19 protein-coding genes are annotated in these 22376 nt (G+C 56.7%); 11 read left to right on the forward strand and 8 right to left on the reverse strand.

Annotated elements, in window-relative coordinates; all coding sequences use genetic code 11:
• Window positions 1-24: 24 nt before the first annotated feature.
• Genes pelG through RSF91_RS04240 form a run of 7 tightly spaced genes read right to left on the reverse strand, consistent with a single transcriptional unit; the run spans window position 25 to window position 12533 of the window.
• On the reverse strand, window positions 25-1398 hold the full coding sequence (pelG, locus tag RSF91_RS04210) for an exopolysaccharide Pel transporter PelG (protein ID WP_332567233.1): 1374 nt from the start codon (window positions 1396-1398) through the stop codon (window positions 25-27).
• The gene (gene pelF / locus RSF91_RS04215) at window positions 1398-2948 is read right to left on the reverse strand and encodes a GT4 family glycosyltransferase PelF (protein WP_332567234.1); all 1551 of its coding nucleotides are present in this window, start codon (window positions 2946-2948) and stop codon (window positions 1398-1400) included. The genes pelG and pelF overlap by 1 nt, the downstream gene beginning before the upstream one ends.
• Window positions 2945-3967, reverse strand: coding sequence for a tetratricopeptide repeat protein (locus RSF91_RS04220; RefSeq protein WP_332567235.1), 1023 nt, complete (start codon window positions 3965-3967; stop codon window positions 2945-2947). Before RSF91_RS04220 ends, pelF begins: the two co-directional genes overlap by 4 nt.
• The gene (locus RSF91_RS04225; RefSeq protein ID WP_332567236.1) at window positions 3960-5330 is read right to left on the reverse strand and encodes a PelD GGDEF domain-containing protein; all 1371 of its coding nucleotides are present in this window, start codon (window positions 5328-5330) and stop codon (window positions 3960-3962) included. Before RSF91_RS04225 ends, RSF91_RS04220 begins: the two co-directional genes overlap by 8 nt.
• A 27-nt stretch (window positions 5331-5357) precedes the next feature.
• The gene (locus RSF91_RS04230; RefSeq protein WP_332567237.1) at window positions 5358-5909 is read right to left on the reverse strand and encodes a penicillin-binding protein activator LpoB; all 552 of its coding nucleotides are present in this window, start codon (window positions 5907-5909) and stop codon (window positions 5358-5360) included.
• A 17-nt stretch (window positions 5910-5926) separates the two neighbouring features.
• Window positions 5927-9778 (reverse strand): tetratricopeptide repeat protein, encoded by a 3852-nt coding sequence (locus RSF91_RS04235; protein WP_332567238.1) that lies wholly within the window; start codon window positions 9776-9778, stop codon window positions 5927-5929.
• Entirely contained in the window at window positions 9744-12533 is a 2790-nt protein-coding gene (locus RSF91_RS04240; RefSeq protein ID WP_332567239.1) for a bifunctional glycoside hydrolase 114/ polysaccharide deacetylase family protein, read from the reverse strand. Before RSF91_RS04240 ends, RSF91_RS04235 begins: the two co-directional genes overlap by 35 nt.
• Window positions 12534-12793: 260 nt before the next feature.
• Here RSF91_RS04240 and hisF point away from each other — a divergent pair, with 260 nt between their 5' ends.
• The 9 genes from hisF (at window position 12794) to tatC (ending at window position 18467) form a co-directional block, all read left to right on the forward strand.
• Window positions 12794-13594 (forward strand): imidazole glycerol phosphate synthase subunit HisF, encoded by an 801-nt coding sequence (gene hisF, locus RSF91_RS04245; RefSeq protein WP_332567240.1) that lies wholly within the window; start codon window positions 12794-12796, stop codon window positions 13592-13594.
• Window positions 13595-13663: 69 nt separating this feature from the next.
• Window positions 13664-14092 carry a phosphoribosyl-AMP cyclohydrolase gene (gene hisI, locus RSF91_RS04250; RefSeq protein WP_268904707.1) on the forward strand — a complete coding sequence of 143 codons (429 nt, stop codon included), beginning with the start codon at window positions 13664-13666 and terminating at the stop codon, window positions 14090-14092.
• A gap of 4 nt (window positions 14093-14096) precedes the next feature.
• Entirely contained in the window at window positions 14097-14492 is a 396-nt protein-coding gene (locus tag RSF91_RS04255) for a phosphoribosyl-ATP diphosphatase (protein WP_332567241.1), read from the forward strand.
• Entirely contained in the window at window positions 14492-14890 is a 399-nt protein-coding gene (locus RSF91_RS04260) for a DUF4870 family protein (protein WP_332567242.1), read from the forward strand. The genes RSF91_RS04255 and RSF91_RS04260 overlap by 1 nt, the downstream gene beginning before the upstream one ends.
• A 182-nt stretch (window positions 14891-15072) precedes the next feature.
• On the forward strand, window positions 15073-16116 hold the full coding sequence (locus RSF91_RS04265; protein WP_332567243.1) for a patatin-like phospholipase family protein: 1044 nt from the start codon (window positions 15073-15075) through the stop codon (window positions 16114-16116).
• A gap of 104 nt (window positions 16117-16220) precedes the next feature.
• Window positions 16221-16589 (forward strand): histidine triad nucleotide-binding protein, encoded by a 369-nt coding sequence (locus RSF91_RS04270; RefSeq protein WP_198461228.1) that lies wholly within the window; start codon window positions 16221-16223, stop codon window positions 16587-16589.
• Window positions 16590-16726: 137 nt separating this feature from the next.
• Window positions 16727-16963 carry a Sec-independent protein translocase subunit TatA gene (gene tatA, locus RSF91_RS04275; protein ID WP_332567244.1) on the forward strand — a complete coding sequence of 79 codons (237 nt, stop codon included), beginning with the start codon at window positions 16727-16729 and terminating at the stop codon, window positions 16961-16963.
• Between the two features lie 22 nt (window positions 16964-16985).
• Window positions 16986-17507 carry a Sec-independent protein translocase protein TatB gene (tatB, locus tag RSF91_RS04280; RefSeq protein ID WP_332567245.1) on the forward strand — a complete coding sequence of 174 codons (522 nt, stop codon included), beginning with the start codon at window positions 16986-16988 and terminating at the stop codon, window positions 17505-17507.
• Window positions 17508-17654: 147 nt separating this feature from the next.
• On the forward strand, window positions 17655-18467 hold the full coding sequence (tatC, locus tag RSF91_RS04285) for a twin-arginine translocase subunit TatC (protein ID WP_332567246.1): 813 nt from the start codon (window positions 17655-17657) through the stop codon (window positions 18465-18467).
• A gap of 178 nt (window positions 18468-18645) precedes the next feature.
• Here the strand turns inward: tatC and RSF91_RS04290 are convergent, their stop codons facing one another.
• Window positions 18646-19803, reverse strand: coding sequence for a trypsin-like peptidase domain-containing protein (locus tag RSF91_RS04290; RefSeq protein WP_332567247.1), 1158 nt, complete (start codon window positions 19801-19803; stop codon window positions 18646-18648).
• A gap of 364 nt (window positions 19804-20167) precedes the next feature.
• Here RSF91_RS04290 and RSF91_RS04295 point away from each other — a divergent pair, with 364 nt between their 5' ends.
• Window positions 20168-21493 carry an MFS transporter gene (locus RSF91_RS04295; protein WP_332567248.1) on the forward strand — a complete coding sequence of 442 codons (1326 nt, stop codon included), beginning with the start codon at window positions 20168-20170 and terminating at the stop codon, window positions 21491-21493.
• A 96-nt stretch (window positions 21494-21589) separates the two neighbouring features.
• The gene (locus RSF91_RS04300) at window positions 21590-22342 is read left to right on the forward strand and encodes a Nif3-like dinuclear metal center hexameric protein (RefSeq protein WP_332567249.1); all 753 of its coding nucleotides are present in this window, start codon (window positions 21590-21592) and stop codon (window positions 22340-22342) included.
• Window positions 22343-22376 lie beyond the last annotated feature (34 nt).

Here is a 22376-nt window from a genome sequence, read left to right on the forward strand (position 1 = left end):
GCCAAGGGCTTTGTTATGCCACCTTTATTGCAGCATGAAGGTTCTGTATTCCAGTCGGTCCATAGAGCGTGTGAGGCACACCAGACCGACACACAGCGTCACCAGCATGGCAAGCGTGAAGCCATAGCCGTAGAAGGCCGCGCCAAGCGCCAGAGAAACGGCGGTGAACGCGACATTGAGTACCAGCATCAAGGTGCAGAGCATCAAAATGATGCGGCGCTCATTGAGGTAGAAGAAGATATTAAGCACAGCCATGACGCCAACCTGCAGTCCAGTACCGACCACCTGAACATGCAATAGCGGCAGGTAAAGCTGAGAAATTCCAAGCAGCTCAAGCAAGGCTGGCCCAGCGACAAAAGTCACCAGAACGGCAATGGTCTGAATCTTGGCAATTTCACTCAGCCCCGTCTGAATGGAGTAAACCATTTCATTGCGCATGGACTCGATGAATTCAAGAGAGCCGCCTTCGCGTACGGCGTTGAAAAACTTATCGTAGTACTCCACAAAATCCGTCTCAATGCGCACCAGAAATACGGCCATTCCAGGGATGATGGAGAGGTAGGAGAGGAAGACTGGAATGTCGTAAATCAACGAGGCGCGCAGGCCGCCAATGATGGGCTGGGATGTCGGTAAGAAATACCAGAACATGATCTTGTCCATCCAGATCGCCATGTTGTAGAGCAGACCAATGGCAAGCAGCGAAGGAAAGATCATCGAGCGTTTGCTGAAATCGAAGGAGATCCAGCGCTCGGGCAGAGGGAAACTTCTCAGAATGATCGACCACATGCCTGTAACCAGCAGCGCATGGCCGCAGATAAAGCTGATCAGCAGGCCCTCAAGCCCCCAGTGACGCAGTGGCAGGGCCAGCGCCACGATCAGCGCATAGCAAAAGCCAAACAGCGCCGTGATGGCCTGATATTGCTTGAGGCCCGACAGCAGCACGGCCATGGTCCAGACCATGCACATCAATGTGAAGCCCGCCAGCATCAGGATGCGGTACAGAAAGCTTTGTTCAGGCAGCAAGGTGAACAGCGTAATGCAGCCGAACATAGCCGCAAGCGCCACAATCACCAGCAGCAGCCCGTGCAGGTTGGGCAGAACGGCGCTGTCTTGCTTGAGGAAGAGGCGGTCTGAGATAAAACGTGTAAATGCCAGCTGAGCAGGGCCTGTGAGAATCAGACTGAAAGCCACCAGATAGGTGACTGAGGTTTGAAACTGCGTGACAAGCAGCGGGGGGGCAATTACGCCAACGCTAAAGACCCCCACCAGCAAGATGCCGATGATGGAAAAAACCCAGGGGCCTGAGCCAATCACGCCTGCGTATGCATAGGCCTGCAGCACGCTGGTCAGCGTGTTTTTGCGCAGCATGTGGCGCAGTTCAAATCCAATGCCAGCCATTAGTGGGCCTCCCGAGATGAGTCGAGCGCGCTGTCGTAAATCTGGCGGTAACGCTCAAAGAGCAAGTCGTCGGTGTAGTAGCGCTCCACACGGGCAATGCCTGCAGCGCTGGCTTCCTGCCATTTATGAGAGTCCGTCAGCAACTCCAGCGACGCATCGGCAAGAGCCTCAGGGTTGGCAATGCCAACAATGCGGCCACAACTGCCCAGAGCCTGGTCGGCTTCGTCGAGACCGTTGATCAACTGACTGCAGGAGCCCACATCGGTGCTGACCACCGGGACACCAGAGGCCTGAGCTTCAAGGATGACGAGGGGGAGTGCTTCACTGACTGAAGACAAGACGACAAGACCCACGAGAGGCATCAGGTCCTCGACGCGTTGCATGCCCAGGAACTTGACGTGATTTTGCAAGCTGAGGCTGGCGACCAGGTTTTTGCATTCCTGCACATAGCCTGGATCTTCATCGGTAGGGCCTGCAATCCAGGCCTGAGCCTGAGGCAGCTTGTTCACGATGCGGCGCATGGAGCGGATAAAGGTCTTGATGTCCTTGATGGGAACGACACGGCCAATCAGGCACAGCACCGGTGGAGTCGTCGCGGTTCTCATGCTGCGCAAGGGCACAAAGCGTTCAAGGCGTATGCCATTGGGTACGTTGCGTGTGCGCTCGGCGTCTGCGCCATCACTGATCTGGCGCAGGCGGTTGGCTTCGTAGAGCGCAATGATGGGGTTGGCGGCGTTGTAGCAAAAGCGCCCCATCCATTCAAAGAACTGAATCCACATCTGGCGGAAGAATGAGACCTCCATGGGGTCGCGCTGAAAGAGGTTGCGGTTGTCCCGAATCCAGGAGCTTTTCAGCAAGTCGATCTGTCGCTCTTTGGTGTAGATGCCGTGCTCGGAAAGAATTAGGGGCAACTGGCGCTGGTGATGCAGCAGCCCCCCCAGAAAGCCAGCGTAGCCGGTGGATACGGTATGCAGAATACGCACGGGAATCAGGTTTTCGGCAATTTCCGAAAGCAGCCACAGGGGCTTGAACATGATGCGCACTGTCCAGAAAAAGTCGACAAAGGACGGATCAGTGGAGTAGCGCTGGTAACTGTCTCGGATCAGGTTCCAGGCTTCTTCGCTGTGCAGAAAATCGTCCAGCGGTATGCCGCCATTGGGACGGATGGCCTGCGTGATCTCCAGAATTTCAGCCAGGATGGTTTGCCTGGCTTCCGGCGATTCGTCATAGGTCTCAAGAGACCTCAGAAATTTTTTGATTTTTTCGAAATCTTGCGGATTGCCTTTGACAGGCATCGGCTCTTCCGGGCTGCTCAGATCATCGTAGAGAAAGTGTTCCTGGAAATGAACGACATTGGCAGGTAGCTTGTAGCGAAACTCTGCATAGTCTTCACGCTTGCTACCGAGGAAAACGATCGCGAACTTGTATTGCGGGTAGGCCTGCAAAATTTGCTGCACCCAGCTGGAGACGCCGCCGCTGACATATGGGTACGTGCCTTCCAGCAGCAGCGCAATATCGGCTTGCTGGGCTTTGGGGATGGGGGCGTTCATGCAGCACTCCAATACTTCATGCTGGGGCGCAGGTTTGGCGGGGCTTGAGTGTAGTCAAGCATTTGCATGAGTCGCTGAGTTTTTGAGAAGTCGCGCTGCAGAAAATAAATCTCAGCCAGATAGGGGATGACGCGAGCTGCAGGCAGCCCTTGCTCCAGTGCTGCTTCGTAGGCGTCTTGTGCCTGCTTGTAGTCTTTACGCAATTGCATCAACCTGCCTTTGCGCAAGGTGAGCAATGCGTTGTCGGGCTGCTCCTGCAGAACGGCAAGGCAGTAATGCAGAGATTGGGCGATTGCGTGCTCACGGACATCGCTTTGAGCAATGCCTTGGTAAATCATTTCCCAGTAAAGATCTGAAAGAGCCCAGGACGCCTGAATGCCTTGAGGGCCGAGTGGAGAGGTGCCTTCGTTTTGATGTGAGCGCTCCAGAGATTGCTGCGCATCGTGAATGGCCTGGCTGATTTTCTGCTCTTTGTTGTCGAGCATGCTGTATGCGAGCAGGCGCAAGTCATCGTTGGAGTCGCTGAGCGCGGTTCGCAGCATGGGCGATGCGAGTCGGCCAGAGACATTGCTCAATGCCACCATGGCACGCATGCGCGATGGTGTTGGAACACTTTGATTGGTCAAAAACGTTTTCAGGCCCGAAGGTCTGCGGCTGTTGCTGCTGGACTGGTACTGATCAAATTCAGGCAAAGTCACCGAAGGGAACTTAGTGAATGAATCGTGATTGCGGTAGCGATACAGGGCAAGAGTTGCAACAAGGCAGCCTGCCGCTCCTGCAATGGGGATCGTGAATGACACCAAGGCAACAAGACCCAACAAGGCCAGTCGGTGCTCGCGTAGTTGGTGTGATGCGAGGATCAGGGGGCGCAGGCTGAATGCAAACAGAATGCTAGCCACTGCGTGCACGATGAAGTAGGTTATCAGTGCACTGTCTGCATGTTCATTGAGCAGGTGCAGGCAGATCCATGCAAGGATCTCAATCAGAGCGGCTGAGATGAAAAACTGGATGCTAAGCATGGGCGATTCTGACAATCTCATCAAGAACACTCATGGCCTCATTTTTCTCAATCGGGAGAGTGTAGGGAACAATCCCGGCCTCCTCGATAGAGTGAAATCCTCGCTGCTCGAGTCGAGTTGAGAGGCGGTTCAGAAAGCCTTCGCTGGATGCGAAGGATCCAAGCGGCATAAGGATGGCCAGTACGGATTTTTCACGGCCTTCAAAGAGCCAGGATTGATCCAGCATGCGTTCCATGCGCATGATGAACTGAGGCATGTCCGCCGCGATGGCATTAGGCGAGAACTGCAGCGCTAGGATGATGCTGGAAAGCTGGCTCGACTTGAGTACATGCTCCATGCGCTGCAGCTCGAAGGCGAACTGGGGCGGGCATTCTGGGTGCGCCTCCAACAAGGGTTGGGCCAGGTTGTTGGCCGCAATGCTGTCGGTGTAGTAGCCCAGCAAAAGGTTGACGGTTTGCAAAGTCTCTTCTTGCAGGGCAAAGAAGGGCATCTCTTCCACGACCAGCATGCCGTACATCTCATCCGAGAGGTCCAGCATGGGGGCTGCAACGACATAGCTGGTGTTCTGACCATCTTTCAAGCTGCGAGAGATGTGGCACAGCGATCGCGTGGAGAGCGCTTGCTGAACCAGCGCATCATCCAGATTGATGGCGCGGGCACCGCCAATTTGAGCGATGGACTGATCGCTCAGGTGGCCGCTGCGAAACGGCACAATGCTCGCCACATTGATTTGGCAAAACTGGGAGAGCAGGTTCAGCAGCGTCTGCGCATCACTGGTCGTGCCTTTGAGGCCGCGCAGCTGGTGCAGTGCGTCGCGCATGGAGACAGGCTGACCAATCAATTGTTGCTCCAGCTGGTCATGCGACAGTCGCAGCAGATAGTGCTGGCGAACGAGTTGCTCCATGCGTTGGTCCTGATAATGGCGGGCCGTCCGCGCTCTGCGCAGATGGGTGCGCCAGACACTGGATACCTCGCCGACGATCATGACCATGATCAGGCCGCCGAAAAAATACTGCTGCGGAAAGTGGCTGAAATCTTGCTGATTAAAGCCAGCCCACCCCAGCAGGAGAACGCCTGCCGAGAAAAGGCCTGCAATAGGGCCGTAGCGCAAAGCAATCATCATGGGCGCAAACCAGGCCCACGGAAAATCCGCATTAATCCACAAAGGATCCGGACGATTTACGAGGTAACCCAGGAGCAGGGTGAATGCGGGAATCAGGACAGTTTCCGCAACGATGACCCAAGGCTTCTCGCTGACTACCGTGAGCTTGCCAAGTGGAGATCCTTTGAACTCATCGGAGGTTCGGATTCTTTGTACTGAGTTGGCTGCCTTGGCGGCTGCAGGTATTTCTTGAGAATGCATAGTCTGCTGTCCTGATTGAACCGATTCTTAACGTGCGTTGGCGATGCCGGTGCCCAGCAGATCCCTGATCAATTTTTGGCCGACGGCGGATAAAGCTTCGCGGCTCCAACCGCTTTTTCCACCTGCACCGCTCCACACGGTTTTTCCTTCGCTGACGTCAACAATTTCCAACGCCACGCCGACGGCAGGTTCGCCATCCACTCCAACCTTGTAGCGCCATTCATCCACTGCACCTAGCAATGCGTAGCGAACCCCCTCGCTACGTGCCCAGCTCAACGCATCTTCGCGGCGTTTTCCGTTCTGGCCATCAAACAATGACTCCTGTTGAGCATCACCGGTATAGCGCTTGACTGAACCCACACCGCGCGCATGAAGCAAGGCTGTGGCAATGCTTTCGGCCCGACTGCCGGCCATAGGCGTTTCTGTGTGATTGTCAAACGGTAGAACGGCCCAGGACGCATCTTTAACGAGGCTGGGAGAGCTGCCCCGGTCGATGGTGGAGCAGGCAGCCAGGAGGCTCAGGAGGCTGACACCAGCGAGCATGCGGATGCGTGATGCGAAGGTGGGGAGGAAGTTCATAGTTGGCTCCTTAAGTCTCAATAGTGAAGTCGGTAGATGAGCTGCAGTTCACGGGTGGTGCCGGTAGTGTTGAGACCGGATTTGGAAAAGTTGATAGCAGCCATCAGGTGGTCAGAGCCCAGGACACTGCCGGCGACACCCAGTCGAAAGTCATATCCGGAGCCGTTGAGGCTGTGATTTGTCAACGCGAGGCTGGCAAAGGGACGCAGGCTGCGCGTGTAGTCTTGCGAATAGCGCATATTGGTGGAGATCTGTAGCCCCGAGAAGCGGAAATTGTTGGGTAGCAGGTAATCAATGCTGGGGGTTGTCTCATTGGGCAGGTAGCGAAGAATGCTCGCATCACGCCCAGTCAGTGACGCAGGGTCTGTGCGGCTGTAGCTATGCCACGAGGTAAAGGCGCCAAACTCAATGTTCGGGGCTTCGCTTCGGTAGGTGTGGGTGTATTGAAGCGTGGTGTGCTGGCCGGACCCAACGCGTGCCCCGGTCTGAACGAAATAGCGTTCGCTTGCAAACTCCAGCTCCAGCTGATCTTGCCGGGAGAGCTGATATGTGGCCCCCATCGAGGCTCGGTCTTTCATACCGCCCATGCGCATGGCCAGCGAATCTTGCATGCTCAGATCTTTCCCGAGCGAGCCCCGAAGCGTCCAGCGATTGCCGAAAGATCGACTATGCGAGACCTGCACAGGATGGTAGGTGTCAAGACTGCGACGTTCGCCCATCAGAAAATCTGTGGTTGAGCTCTGCGTTATGCGACGTAGTCTCAGCCCAATGGCATGTTCAGAGGACGGTTGCTGGATGACGTCGCGGTTGTTGACTGTGCGCCTGATGTGATCGCTATCCACTTCCAGCGCCCAGCGCGAGTTGATCGGCAGGTGCCAGTTCAGTGACTGCTCTGTTTCATTGATGCCCGTCAGGTGACGTTGAGTCAGTCCATATTCGGCAAAGGGACTGACTGCCAGGAGCTGCTCGGTCAGGCTGCTGTGCTGCTCATCGTCATCGGGTTGATTCACCATGGCCTCAAAGCCGACGGTTTGCGCGAGGCGCCGATCTCCAACCATCACGGCTGCATTGACGTGATCGTGACGGGGAAGATTTTCTCCGTGGCGCTCCAGCAGTGCACCTACCTGAGCGGTATCTTTTTCAGCCAGAGCCGCAGTAATCTGAGCCCACAAGGGAGCATTGGCCTGCTTGCTGCGACTGCGAGCATATTGCTGCCAGAGGTAGCCGCGCTCGGCGGCGTATTCTCCCTTGTCCTGCAACCAAGCGATGGCCAGTTCAGCGGCTGCTGCTGAGTACTTTTTGCGCTCGGAAGAGGCTAGGTCCATACGCATCAGCTCACGCAGGAGTGCCAACTCGTCATCGCCATAAGACTGGTTCAGGAGCAAGCGGTTACGGGCTTGTTGCTGAACCTTGTTCAGCCCCTGTGGCGTCAACCACTCGCGCGCTGGACTCTTTTTGGGGGGGAGAGATGCTTGTTTCAGTTGGCGAATCCACAGCTTGCGGCGCAACCGCCAAGCCAAGTCAGCTTGCTGGTTCTGCTCCAACGCATCTGCGTAATTCATCATCCACAAAAAGTCATCATGGTGATCTTGGGCTTGGGGGCGAAGATAGCGCTGCAAAGCGACGGCGGGTCTGGACAGGCTTTGATTGGCAGCAGCCAGTGCGCTGTGCATACCTGGATCTTTGGCCCAGACTTCTTCCACGCGTGCGAGCAATGGTTTGAGCGATGCAGCATCCTGCGTGTCAATCAAAAGCCAGAGCAGTGCTTGCTGCAGTTGCGTGGAGTCCGGGGCTAAGGCTAATCCGCTCAGAAAGGCTTCACGAGCTTGCGCCGGGCGATTTGTTCTCTCGTAATACAGTCCCTGAACATGAAAGAATGCCGGCTGCTTTTTCAGGCGCTCAGCGGTTTCTGGAGTCGCCAGGGCCTGCCTCAGTTGATTACCCAACTGTGACCAATCATCTTTGTCTTCCAGCAAATAGAACGCTTGAGTCAGGTGACGCAGGTCATGAAATTTCTCCCAGGCACGCAGAGACAATTGGGCAGCTTCCTCCCGGTTGTTGCGCAGCATGATGTTGATCAGCGCGTCGTAGTCACTGATATCGGCACTCGACGTATCCAATAGCTTGCGATAGGCCAGTGTTGCTACACGCTCATCACGCTGTCTTTGTGCGAGGCTGCCCATGAAGCGCCAGTAGTCGGCCTCGTCTTGCATTTGCGGAGGAACGCGTGACTGAGCATCCTCCAGCCATCGCAGGCCTAGGTCAGGCTCTCCCTCGAGCAGAGCAATGGATGCGGCAGGCATGACATTGGCTGGAGTCCGTTGCGCCGGGTCTTGCAGCAGGCGCTTCCAGGTCGACAGTGCGAGCTTGTTCTGCCCTGCTCGTGTGGCCAGTTGTGCCAAAACCGCCAGAGATTCGGGGGTCTCGGTATGGCGCTGCAGGTAATCGATGGCAAGCTGAGGGTTGCCTTGCCGCTCATATGCTTGGATCAGTGATAGCAGCAGCGCGTGGTCATTCGGACGCTTTGTCAATTGATGCTTGATGCCCTCGGCCAGCGCGTTGTTGTCAAACAGGCCTGGAGACAAACGCAGCACAGACTGCCACGCATCCTCACGCTGTGTGGACTGTGCAATAAACAACCAGTTATCCAAGGCAATTTGAGGGCGACCTAGCCATTCAGATACTTTGGCCAGACGTTCGCGCCATGCGGTGTCTTGAGGCGCTTGTTTGACGGCTGCCTGTGCAATGCGCCAAGCGTCCTCCAGATTTTTGTTCTCCAGGAAGACGTCGTAAGCCAGCTTATAAGTCTTGTCGTCAAACGCTAGCAATGGTGCTGGCGATTTGGGTTTTTCTGTGCCGGCTGCCGTCTTCTGCATTGACCATCCAGCGTACTGCCACATGACAGGCTGAAGCGACCATGCGCCGTCGTCAAAGGCTTGCGTGGGGGCAGTGTTGATGGAGACAACATCGGTTTCAAGACCTTGCCATTGCTGCAAAAGCGAGAACTTGAGTAATTGCTTGACGTACTTTTCGGCGGCTGCGGGCTGGCCTGCTGCACGAGCCAGATCAATCAGCTTTCGCAGTGTTTCTGGGTCATTGCCCAGAATATCGGCATTGGACTCGGCCAATGCCAATGCGTCTTTGGCCCGGTTGCCGGACTGCAGCACTTGCAAGGCCTCAATCAGGTACTGGCGTGCTTGCTTGGAGTCCTGCGTGGTCTTGCTGGCTTTTTGCAGCAACTGCGAGGCACTCTCGTATTCGGAGAAGCCCAGGAGTTGTCGCGAGGCATCGGCGTAGACCTTGGATTTGGAGTCAGCTTCCGGGTGCAGGGCGGCCAGTTCCTCGTACAGGTTCATTGCCAATGGAATGTCGTGCAGCACCAGCGAGGAGGATGCGAGGTAAAGCACCTGTTCCTGGCTCAAGCCTTGTCGCGGAATGGCGCGCAAAGCTTGCAGTACTTCGGGACGTAACTGCTCAATTTGCCGTGTGGATTTGGAGCTGAGCTTCTCGGCTTCTTGGTAACGTACATAAAGCTCTTGCCAGCGTTTCCACGCCATTTCAGCCGCGCTGGGGAGGACCTGCCGGCTAGCTTCTTCTGCGGCTCGCTTGATTTCTATCTGGCGTTGCTGCTTGGCTATCAGCAAAGCCTGCAGGTGCTCGTTGCCTGGGTCGCTCTTCAGCAAGTTCGTCAAATAGTTCAGCGACAACTCGGAATCGTCAAGAGTATTCGCAAGCTGACGTTCGAGGCTCTCTTTGGGGAAAAGCAGCCACAGGGCACCGCTGATCAGCACCGCAAGCAGTGCGATCAGCCATAAGGGGGTCGTCGTCGGACGATCAGAGCGCGCGACATTGGGCTTTGAGTTCGGCACTGTTTTGAGGACTTCTGAAGGAACGGATGAAAGATCGATCTGTGGCAGCACTGGACAGTGCGGCACCCTGAACGGCGGTCAGGCTGCAGCCTTGTGGAAGGTACATGCGCCATTCGAGGGGAAGGTGCCCCTGGAGGCTAAAGATCACGCTGCCGTCAGCCTGGGCTTTCCACTCGCTGATACGTGCATTGGCATCCACCAGATAAGGTTGCTTGGGCGGAGCTGCATTCGGCTGGGTCTGCATCTGAGCGGAGTTGAAAGCCATGTGCGCGTAGTAGCCGTCCGGGCCTTCTTGATACCCGGCGATATTGACGCTGCCCTGCATGAGAGGAGTGCCCAAGGTGCTGGGCAGTCGCAGGGTTCTCAGCTGGCCGGGGCCACGCATGCGCCAACCTTGCTCATCTTTGCCTACTGCAAATTCATAAAAATCATGTACTTTGCGCACATATTCGGATGCGAAAACCGGATGAACTGGCCGACTCAGTGCCCACTTGTAGGCGGTATGCAAGGCCTTGATGCTTGCGACTTTGCTGACTGAGTAGAAATGGTAGTAAATATTGATGGCTTTGAGACGTCGCGGAGTGTCAGTCATCGCAAAGGTTTCAGTGACCTTTTCAAAACCGTAAAACGGGCCATGCCAGAGGTTGGTGTAGATATTTTCGTTGGTGACGGGGGCATAAACCTGAAGATGCCCGCCCTTGCGAATCCCCCAGCTTCTGACTTCGGTCAGCGATGGATTGTTGCGAGTGATAGAGGTGTCACCGCCATTGAGGTTGAGAAGGCCTGCGGCATCCGAGATGGCCAGGGCCTCTGCACTGGGGGCGGTGTCGCCCGACCAGAGAAAGACTTTTACAGGCTTGCCCGGGGGGGCCAGATTTTTCTGGATGTAGTCGACTGAGCCATTGATTTCGCGATGCAAATCCATCACGTAACCGGGAATGTGAAGGTTCAGGTCAACTTCCTTTCCTTCTCCCTTTCGCGAGATGGAGCGGTCCCAGAAGAACGGGTGCGAATAAGAGTGGCTGGCGATTTCGACATGAGGCATGGCGAAAATCTGCTTGGCGATGCTCTCCAGTTGCTTGCTCCACTGCGGGTAGAGACCTTGGGGCGATATTTCAGCTTCGATGACCGAGATGGTGTGAGGGATACGGTATCGCTCAAGGATCTCACGGCGCAGCATCTCGCCTGCAAAAGGTGATCCGGGAACCTCTGCCTTTGAGGGGAAGGCATCTCCGTCGACATGGGCGAGCAGCAGGCGCCGGCCATTTTCCGTGGTGACGTCCGGCACGGGAAAATCAGCCAGTCGCAGCGTCTGCTTCAGCATCGCAAAGGGGTTGATCACCCAGCGCGACTGATCCGTGCCGGGCACCTCCTCCACCAGATATGGCATGAGGACGAAGCCGCCCCAAGGAGTGATGGCGGCAGAGACAAAACGCTTGCCCTTGGCATCGTCAAAAGATAGCAGCTGTTGGCTTTTTTGCAGAGCCTCTGGGTTCAGAGTCCAGCCCTCGTAATCGGTAGGCGGCGAAAGAGGCTGCATTTCAAAGCCGTACATGCTGGCCTGCTCGGCTTTTTTGAGCGGCAGGGCCGGGGTCGACTCAGAGCTGCGCACATCGAACGGCAGTGTGCGGTCAATGGGAAAGCCTGGAGTATTGAGCACCAGAATCGGCATTTTTTGCCGTGACTGGTTTGCCAGCCATTGGCGCACGTCCTTGACTCGTTGATCCGGGATGGCCCCACCAAACCAGGTGATGATGCCGGCGTAGCGATCGCTCGAAATATTCTGCGGAAGTGGTTTGCGAACGTCTACGTAATCAGCGATGTAGCCCAAGTAATTGAGCGGCATTTCCACAAAACGATGGGCCGACGCCTCATTCAGGGTCGGGTAGTCGGCGCCGTTATAGAGAATCAGAATGTGGCGAGCCTGTGCTTCCACGGTACCCATGCCCAAAGTAAACAGCAACGAGTCGCTAATCCAGGGAATGATGCCCAGGTCGGCAATCTGCTTGGCAGTGGTTCGCATGGCGTCGCGGTCATTGGGCGGCACGTAGTCGATGGCGAGGACGGGGAGCTTGTCGCGTTCGCGAATAGTTTGGAGCTGGGCGAGCAGCCATTCACGGTCTTTGGCCGGGACATCGATATAGCGCTTGAGGTTGGCATCCCAGCCGCGGAATAGAGACTCTGCAGCCACCATCTGGATCTGATCTTTGACGCGCGGAACGATCTCAAAGCCGCGGTTCAGTATCAGCTTGATGCCGGGGAAGCGCGCGTTCAGCGTCTTGATGACGCGTACTAAGCCGTCCTGCTGTTCGGCTTCGTTAAATTTCTCGGCCAGACGGTATGAGTCCATCGTGTCCAGAAAGAAACCGCGAAAGCCTTTTTGCCAGAGCGGGCCAATGACTTCTTCCGCAAAAAAAGCGGGCCACTGCTCTGGCGTCTGGTCAATCACCACCGAGTTCCAGGCGCCGTTGCGAGCCATCTTCCAGGTCGAGGGGATTTTTGTCAGATAAGCGCGCTCATTTCCTGCCTCAGCCACCGATGCATAGGCGTAAAGCTCGCTGGAGGGCCAAGTGTTGCGGAACTTGACGGGGTCGTAGCCTTGCTCTGCTTCGACTACGGCGATATCGAACAAGGCCAGCTCACTCATGGAGGCGTCTTTGCCGTAATACACCGCCACCGAAGGTGCGGCCGCCTGGGCCCACATGGAGGCCATGAGGGCGTAGCAGATCAGACAGCTTCGCAACAAAGCATTCACAGAGCATTCCTTCCCAAAGGTGGTGTTTATCAATTATTAATAGTTTTATTCTATTAATTGTTGAGTTTTTGTTGAGGCTCTAGAAATTTAGGTGGGTAGATTTGAAGTGTAAGTTTTTCGGCATTTCTCGCATTCTGGTGACCAAACACTACATTGGTTTTGCGATAGGGGCAATGGTGTTCGGCATCGGGAATCGCTCAGAGAGATGATGAGGCCGTGGTATCTTTGCCCTCTGTTTTTAGATACACCGAGACTCGTCCATGCTTGCCAAACGCATCATTCCTTGCCTTGACGTCACCGGCGGCCGCGTGGTCAAGGGCGTCAACTTTATGGAGCTGCGCGATGCGGGCGACCCGGTGGAAATCGCCGCGCGCTACAACGCGCAGGGCGCGGACGAGCTGACGTTTCTGGATATCACCGCTACCAGCGATGGCCGCGACCTGATCTTGCCCATCATCGAAGCCGTGGCTTCGCAAGTCTTTATCCCGCTGACGGTGGGCGGCGGTGTGCGCACGGTGGAAGATGTGCGCCGCCTTCTCAATGCCGGTGCGGACAAGACCAGCTTTAATTCCGCAGCCATTGCCAACCCCGAGACCATCAACGCCTGCAACGACAAATACGGGGCGCAGTGCATTGTGGTGGCCATTGATGCCAAGCGCCGCACGCCTGAAGACGAGCAGCGCATGGGCCCGGGCGGCACGCCCATGGGCCCGGGCTGGGATGTGTACAGCCACGGTGGCCGCAAGAATGTGGGTCTGGATGTGGTGCGCTGGGCCGCTGAAATGGCACAACGTGGTGCGGGCGAGATTTTGCTGACCAGCATGGACCGCGATGGCACTAAAAGTGGTTTTGATCTGAAACTTACCCGTGCCGTGGCCGATGCCGTGGGTGTGCCCGTGATTGCATCGGGCGGCGTGGGCAACCTGGAAGATCTGGCCGATGGCGTGACCATTGGCGGCGCAGATGCGGTGCTGGCTGCCAGTATCTTCCACTACGGTGAATACACGGTGCAGCAGGCCAAGGAATGCATGCGCGCACGCGGTATTCCCGTGCGCCTGTAAATCAATTTTGAGAGCGGCTTGCGCAGGTTACTAGCGGCTTTTGATATGTTTTGTGTTTAAGGTTGGCTGCTGGCCTGCGCTGGCAGCTATACAAAACAAAGGTCTGCTATGAGCTGGCTCGATCAAGTCAAATGGGATGCGCAAGGGCTGGTGCCCGTGATTGCACAGGAGCAGGGCAGCGGCGATGTCGTCATGTTTGCCTGGATGAACCGCGAGGCGCTGGAGAAGACTGCGGAGCTCAAGCGCGCTGTGTACTTCAGCCGCTCACGCAACAAGCTGTGGTTCAAGGGCGAAGAGTCTGGCCATGTGCAGACCGTGCATGAGATCCGCATCGACTGCGACAACGACGTGGTTTTGCTCAAAATTACGCAAGAGGGGCATGACCCCGGAATTGCCTGCCATACCGGTCGCCACTCGTGCTTCTACAGCGTTTTCAAGGATGGGCAATGGCTTGCTGTTGATCCGGTCTTGAAAGATCCCGCTTCCATCTACAAATAAAGCCATGTCTGAAAAAAACACCGCCTCGGTTGAAGGCGCACTGGCCCGTCTGGCCGCTGTCATCGAAAGCCGCAAAGCCATCAATGGTGGCGACCCCGAGAAAAGCTATGTCGCCCGCCTGCTGCACAAAGGCCCGGACGCCTTTTTGAAGAAAATTGGCGAGGAGGCGACCGAAGTCGTCATGGCCGCCAAGGATGTGGATGCAGGGGCCGACAAGGGCAAAATCCTCTACGAGGTTGCGGACTTGTGGTTTCACACCATGATTGCGCTGTCGCACTATGGGCTGACGCCCGCCGAAGTGGTGGCCGAGCTGGAGCGCCGTGAAGGCACCAGCGGTCTGGAAGAGAAAGCCTTGCGCAAGGCGACCGAACGCGCCGCGCAGGAGAAAGGAAACACCTGATGACTGACGATCGCGACATCATTGACGTACACAGCAGCAGCTCTGCCGAGATTGAAGGCCTCAAGGCCTGGGGCTGGGTCAGCTATTTTCTGCATCTGGTGGTGGCCGTGGCCGCCGTTCTGCCGGGCGCGCAGGTCAGTGTGTTTTTACTGATCGTTGCGGTCATCATTGATCTGGTCAAGCGCAGTGATGCGCGCGGCACCTGGCAGGAGAGCCACTTTTCCTGGCGCCTGCGCAGCGTGGTCTGGGCAGCGGTGCTGTATGCCATCACCTTCCCGTTCTTCCTGCTGGGGCTGTTTATCTTCAACCCGGCATGGGTGGTGGTGTCCATCTGGTTCCTCTACCGCATTGTCAGCGGCATGATCGCCATGAACAAAAATCGCGCTATTCAGCCCTGATTGGCGCTGATTCAATACCAAGCCCCTGCTTTCTGGCAGGGGTTTTTTTGTTTTTTCAGAGAATTTTGCTGCACTGCAACAGATTCAGACTGACATGCAGATAGGCCGCCCGCGTCTATGCGATGCTACAGAGGCTGAATAAGCTCGCGACATCGGTAATCAACGCTTCACAGGATTGTTCAATGGCTTCAGAAACCTCTCACACTATCAACCTCGCTTTGCAGGGAGGCGGCTCGCATGGCGCGTTGACCTGGGGGATTCTGGATGCGTTGCTGGAAGACGATGACCTGATCTTCGAGGGCATCAGCGGCACCAGCGCCGGCGCGATGAACGCCGTGGTACTGGCCCACGGCTTTGCACAGGCCGCCGCGCAGGAAAAGAAGGTGGATGACGCCCGCCACTTGGGTCGCCAACTGGCTCGCCAGGCCCTGAAGCAGCTCTGGGAAGGCGTGGGTACCATGGGCAGCGTGGGCAAGATGTTCTGGGCAGCACCGCTGCCTGGCAGCAAGCAGTTTCTGGGCATCCTCAATCAGTTTTTGTCGCCCTATCAGACCAATCCGCTCAATATCAACCCGCTGCGCCAGTTGCTGACCGGGTTGGTGGATTTTGAGACGCTGGCTAACCCCGCGCATCCCACGGCGGTGCCCAAGCTCTTTGTTTGCGCCACCAATGTGCGCACGGGCCGGGGCAAAATTTTCTCGGGCGAGGAGGTGACGGCAGACGCCATCATGGCCTCGGCCTGCCTGCCGCAGATGTTCAAAGCGGTGGAGATTAATGGCGAGCGCTACTGGGATGGCGGTTTTTCAGGCAACCCGGCCCTGTACCCGCTGATCTACGAGACCAAAAGCCGCGATATCTTGCTGGTGCAGATCAATCCCAAAGAGTCTGATGTGTCGCCCGACACGGCCCGCGACATCATGGATCGCATGAACGAAATCACCTTCAATGCCTGCCTGCTGGCCGAGCTGCGGGCCATCGGGTTTGTGGTGCGCTTGCTGGAGCAAAAGCGGTTGGATGCCGACCGCTACAAGCATGTGCTTATGCACCGCATTGATGGTGGTGAGGTGCTCAAGCCCTTTGGCGCATCCAGCAAGGTGCGTGCAGACATGGTCATGGTGCGCAAGCTGTTTGATCTGGGACGTGAGCGTGGCCAGCAGTGGCTGCAGGAGAACCGCGAGCATCTGGGTGTGAAGCAGACGATGCGCTTCACCGAAAATGTAGGATAACCCCCTGAGGCGCCTTGCGCCTTCCTCCAAGGGGATGACACCTCGCTGCGAGAGTATGAGCTGCTTGCTGTGCAGGTGTTCCGATACTGAATACAAGATTGATCATGCATAACCACGATTACGACTCCAGCTGCATTTTTTGCCGTATCGCCAAGGGCGAAATCCCTTCGCGCAAGGTTTATGAAGACGAAGAAGTGTTCGCCTTCCACGACATCAATCCTGCAGCGCCTGTGCATTTTTTGATGATCCCGAAAAAGCACATTGCCTCGATGGCGCACCTGAGCGCTGAAGACTCGCCTTTGCTGGGCCGCATGATGGCGCTGGCCCCCAGGCTGGCGCTAGAGCAAGGCTGCAATCCCTATCCTGATGGAGGCTTTCGCATCGTGGTCAATACCGGCGCTGAGGGCGGCCAAGAAGTGCATCACCTGCACCTGCATGTCATGGGCGGTGCGCGCCCCTGGCTCAAAGGCTGAGAAACTGCGTAACTTTCGCATCTTGGACGATGCGATCCGGGTGGCTATAGAGTTGCCAGCAGCAGGCTTTTTGGGTGATTGTGACGAATCTGTCAAAAGCCCCGTCTAAAATGGTTTGCAATTCTTAGGAGATTCTCATGGGCTCTTTTTCTATCTGGCACTGGGCGATCGTGCTGCTCATCGTGGTTCTGGTGTTTGGCACCAAGAAGCTCAAGAACATCGGCTCCGACCTGGGCGGCGCCGTCAAGGGCTTTAAAGACGGCATGAAGGAAGGCGGCACGAACGCTGATTCCAGCTCTGCCGCAGGCCAAGTGGCCAACCAGCAAGCCACAGACAAGGCCACCATTGACGTGGAAGCCAAGCAAAAAAGCTGAACGCTGCAGGACTGACATCTAGATGTTTGATATTGGCCTGTCCAAAATGGCGCTGATCGGTGCCGTGGCCCTGGTGGTCATCGGCCCCGAGAAACTGCCGCGCGTGGCACGTATGGTGGGAACCATGCTTGGGCGGGCGCAGCGTTATGTGTCCGACGTCAAGGCAGAAGTCAACCGCTCCATGGAGCTGGATGAGCTGCGCAAGATGAAGGAAACGGTCGAGACTGCGGCACGCGATGTGGAATCCGGCGTTCGCAATCAGGCCTCGGACCTTGAAAAGGACTGGGGCGATGCGACCAAGGATCTGCGTGACGATGCGCACATGACTTCGGCTTCGTCGTTTGACTCCTATGACTCGGACGGCGGCTATACCGGTTTTGATACGAATAGCGCCGTGGTGCCCAGCTATAGCCATCCGCGCAAGAACTGGCGCCTCAAGCGCGGTGCCGTGCCCCAGTGGTACAAGGCTCGCGCTGGAGTGCGTAGCAAAGTTCAGTCGGGTGCGGCGCGTGTGGCGCGTTTTCGCCCCAAGAAGTTCCATTGAGCATGCTCAGCTGCAGCCTGCCGGCCATGAGGCCGTTGCCCATCTTGGGCGCAGGTTTGCCTCTGGTATGTAGCCCCTTGCCCGTGTCTGCGGGCGTTGTTGTTTCAAGCGTGCAGAGCTGTTCAGGCTCTGGCGCGGTTTTGCACCATGTCCGAACCCTCTAAAGAAGACGAACTCTCAGGCACGGAGCAGCCATTTGTGCAGCACTTGATGGAGCTGCGCGATCGCGTGCTCTACAGCCTCTATGGCGTTCTGATCTGTGTTGCACTGCTGATGTTCTGGCCCGGTCCGGATGGCCTGATCGACTTCATCGCCATCCCCATCAAAGAACACATGCCCCCCGGTGCAAAGCTGATTGCGGTGGGCGTTTTCTCGCCATTCTTTGTGCCGCTCAAGGTGCTGATGATGGTGGCTGTGCTGATGGCGCTGCCTTGGCTCATGTATCAGGTCTGGGCCTTTGTAGCCCCCGGTCTGTATAGCCACGAGAAGAAGTTTGCCCTGCCGCTGATTCTGTTTGGCAGCTTGCTGGCCTATGTCGGCATTGGCTTTGTGCAGTTCTTTGTGCTTGGCAATATGTTCAAGTTCATCCAGCACTTCACGCCTGCCAGCGTGGCGGCTACGCCTGATATTGCTTCGTATGTCGAAGCCATCCTGTCGCTGTACATCGCCTTTGCTGCAGCCTTCCAGGTGCCGATTGTGGTGATGCTGCTGGTGCGACTGGGTCTGGTCGAGATTGAAAAGCTCAAGGCCTTCCGCGGCTACTTTGTGGTGCTGTCCTTTGTGATTGCCGCCATCATTACGCCACCCGATGTGATCTCTCAGCTGGCGCTGGCGATTCCCATGTGTCTGCTCTATGAGATTGGCATTCTGGGTGCGGGCTGGTTCAGCAAGGCATCGCGTGCACCAGAGGCTGAAGGTGAAGCAGGCGCTGCAGCCGATAAGCCCACAGACGGCAATTGATCGTTTTCGAACACTCTTCGAATACTCATGAAAAAAGCCCTTGAAGCAATTCAAGGGCTTTTGTTTTGATAGCTAATAGCGCTTTATGCATAAGCACTAGAGGCATATTTGATGCATGAAGATTCAATGAAAAAAGCCAGCGAAGGATGCTGGCTTTTTATCGTTGTGAGGCAGTCGCTTAGCGGCGGCGACCTTGCTGCTGCAGCGTGTTGGCCGCAGGGCGGATGCCGGGGGTGATCTCCAGCACGACTTCGCTGTCGGCACGGCGCACATCAAACTTGGCGGCTTCGCCGGGCTTGAGGGAGGCGACTGCGGTCAGCAGCTCAGAGACATTGCGGGTGGCCGTCTCGCCCACTTTCACAATCACGTCGCCGGGACGCATACCTGCCTGAGCGGCGGGACCGGCTTGCAGTACGCCGGTAATGATGACGCCCGCATCGGCCTTGACGCCAAAGGTCTCAGCCAGCTCGGGTGAGAGTTCATTGGGCTCCACACCAATCCAGCCGCGGGTGACCTTGCCGTCTTTGACGATGCCGTCCAGCACCATCTTGGCGGTGGAGACAGGGATGGCAAAGCCAATGCCCATGCTGCCGCCCGAGCGTGAATAGATGGCTGTGTTGATGCCCAGCAGATTGCCGTTGGCATCCACCAGCGCGCCGCCGGAGTTGCCGGGGTTGATGGCGGCATCGGTCTGAATGAAGTTCTCAAACGTGTTGATGCCCAGCTGGCTGCGACCCAGCGCGCTGATGATGCCGCTGGTCACTGTCTGGCCCACGCCAAAGGGGTTGCCGATAGCCAGAACGCGGTCGCCCACGGCGACTTGGTCGGAGTTGCCCAGAACGATGACGGGCAGCTTTTCCAGCTCGATTTTGAGAATGGCCAGATCGGTTTCTGGATCGGTGCCAATCACCTTGGCCTTGGCCTGGCGGCTGTCGGTCAGCGTGACTTCAATATCGTCTGCACCTTCCACCACATGGTTGTTGGTGAGGATATAGCCATCTTGACTAATGATGACGCCGCTACCCAAACCAGATTGCTCCTGTGGGCCTTGCTCGCCAAAGAAGAACTGGAACCATGGATCGTTGGCGCGCGGGTGCCGCACCGCCTTACTGGTATTGATGCTGACAACGGCCGGCGATGCCTTGCGTGCAGCAGGCGCGAAGCTGCCGGGCGCGACTTCACCTGCCGGGGGCGATGGAGCCTGCAGCAGCGCAATGCCAGCATTGCTACGGATGCTTCCCCGCTGAAGCCAGCTGGGCTGCAGGGTGGCTACTACAAAATAGATAGCAACCAGTGCGGTGACTACCTGCGAAAACAGCAACCAGGTGCGTTTCATGTAATGGGTCTGGAGAGTGAGGGAATAGGTTCTCATTGTGCGGCATGTCAAGTCGTAACAGTGCAGCGATTCCGCTTGAACTTGTTGATTTGCTTACTCCAAAGCGTCAGGTGCTGCACGAAGCAGGGACATAGGGTGACTGTTGCCTAAAGTATTGAGTCAGCGATAGCTATGCGCGTAAACCCTAGAATGAATTTCGACTGCGCTTACGTCGCCGTTTTCTGAAGTGATTGCCCACAAGGCTCTCGTGCCAGATGGGTGTGGCTCCGCATCAGGAATCCACCTCAATCGGTTTGCCTCTGCACGTTGACCCGTGATTTGCGGCCTTATCTGTGCTGTCCTGCTGTTCGATCTAGGAAACACCATGACTACGCTTGACCACGCTGCACCGGCTACCGCGCCGGCTGCTGCGACGAATCGTCCCCTGAACCGGGAGGACTACAAGACCCTGGGCCTATCAGCTTTGGGCGGAACGCTGGAGTTTTATGACTTCGTGGTGTTCGTCTTTTTTGCCAACGTGATTGGCCGTCTGTTCTTTCCGGCTGAAATGCCGGAATGGATGCGCCAGCTACAGACGTTGGGCATTTTTGCGGCCGGCTATCTGGCTCGTCCCATTGGCGGCATTTTGATTGCCCACTATGGCGACGTTCTGGGCCGCAAGAAGATGTTCACGCTGTCCGTTTTCCTGATGGCCGTGCCTACGCTCATCATTGGTCTGCTGCCCACCTATGCCTCTATTGGCATTGCCGCTCCTATTTTGCTGCTGCTCATGCGCGTGCTGCAGGGCGCGGCCATTGGCGGCGAAATGCCTGGCGCCTGGATTTTTGTGGCCGAGCACGCACCTGAAAAGCGCTACGGCTTTGCGATTGGCGCGCTGACGTCTGGCATCACCGGCGGCATTTTCCTAGGCTCCATCATCGGTGTGTGGCTCAACAGCACCTATAGCCAGAGCGAAATCCATGATTGGGCTTGGCGCATTCCCTTCATTCTGGGTGGTGTGTTTGGTCTGGTCTCGGTCTACATGCGTAAGTTTCTGCATGAAACGCCTATCTTTAAGGAGTTGCAGGCGCGCAAGGCGGCTGACCGCGAGCTGCCCCTCAAAACCATCTTGCGCGACCACCGCGAAGCCTGCGTCGTCGTTGCACTGATGACCTGGATTCTTTCCACTGCTGTGGTGGTGGTGGTTCTGATGACCCCCGGTTATCTGCAAAAGAACTTCCATATTGACCCGGCAATGGCGCTCAAGGCCAATGCCGTGGCCACCGTGACGCTGACCATTGGCTGCGTGTTCTGGGGCTGGCTGTCCGACAAGCTGGGCACCAAGCTCACTATGATTTTGGGATGGGGCGGCATGACGGCCACTGCCTATCTGTTCTATCTGAACCTGCCCGGTACTGAAGCCTCGCTGATCTGCACCTATGCCACCGTGGGCTTCTTTGTCGGCTCCATCTCGCTGCTGCCCGTGGTGGGCGTGCGCGCCTTCCCTGCAGATGTGCGCTTTACCGGTCTGTCTTTCGCCTACAACATGGCCTATGCCGTGTTTGGTGGCCTGACTCCCATGCTGGTGTCTGTGTGGCAGCAACGTGATGTGATGGCTCCTGCGCACTACGTGGCAGCCATGGGCGTGCTGGGTATGCTCATGGCCTTCTGGCCGCTGGCCTGCAAGGGCTGGCAAGCCAAGAAGGCATAAGCCGTACGGAAACTTGCAAGAGGGCAGCTTTGGCTGCCCTTTTTTGTGCTTGGTTGAGTGCACTCAGGGCCATACTGTGTCGGTCACAATTGCAGCATGAGTATTGAGCGAAACCACCTGCTATCCGTCTTCAATGGGCTGCTGCAGCCCGAGCGCTTCAAAGACTACGGGCCCAACGGCCTGCAGGTTGAAGGCAAGAGCGAAATTCGCCGCATCGTCAGCGGTGTGACGGCCAGCCGTGCCTTGATCGAGGCGGCGATTGATGCCAAGGCAGACGCTATCTTTGTGCACCACGGCCTGTTCTGGAAGGGCATGGACGGGCGCATCACTGGCTGGCTCAAAGAACGCATCCGCCTGTTGATGGCGCATGACATCAATCTGTTTGCCTATCACTTGCCGCTGGATGCGCACCCTGAACTGGGCAATAACGCGCAATTGGGCGTAAAGCTCGGCGTGCAAGGTCAAGCCGCATTTGGTGATCAAAATCTTGGCTGGCTCGCTGATGTGGACTTTGCCAATGCCACAGCGCTGACTGAGCATGTGCAGACCGTGCTGGGGCGCAAGGCCACCCTGGTGAGTGGTGATGTGCAAAAGCCTGTTCGCAAGCTGGCCTGGTGCACGGGTGGGGCGCAAGGCTTTTTTGAATCCGCCATTGCAGCGGGAGCGGATGCCTACATAACGGGCGAAATTTCAGAGCCCCAGATGCATCTGGCCCGAGAGATGGGCGTGAGCTTTATCGCCGCAGGCCACCACGCTACGGAGCGCTATGGGGCACCGGCTGTGGTCGCGCATGTGGCCAGCGAGTGCGGGCTGGAGCACCAGTTCATTGAAATTGACAACCCTGCATAAGCACGGTTTCTCATCATTTTTGATAGCTGCTTGC

It is taken from the genome of Comamonas sp., assembly GCF_036643215.1.
In the GTDB taxonomy this organism is placed as follows: Bacteria; Pseudomonadota; Gammaproteobacteria; order Burkholderiales; family Burkholderiaceae_C; genus Comamonas.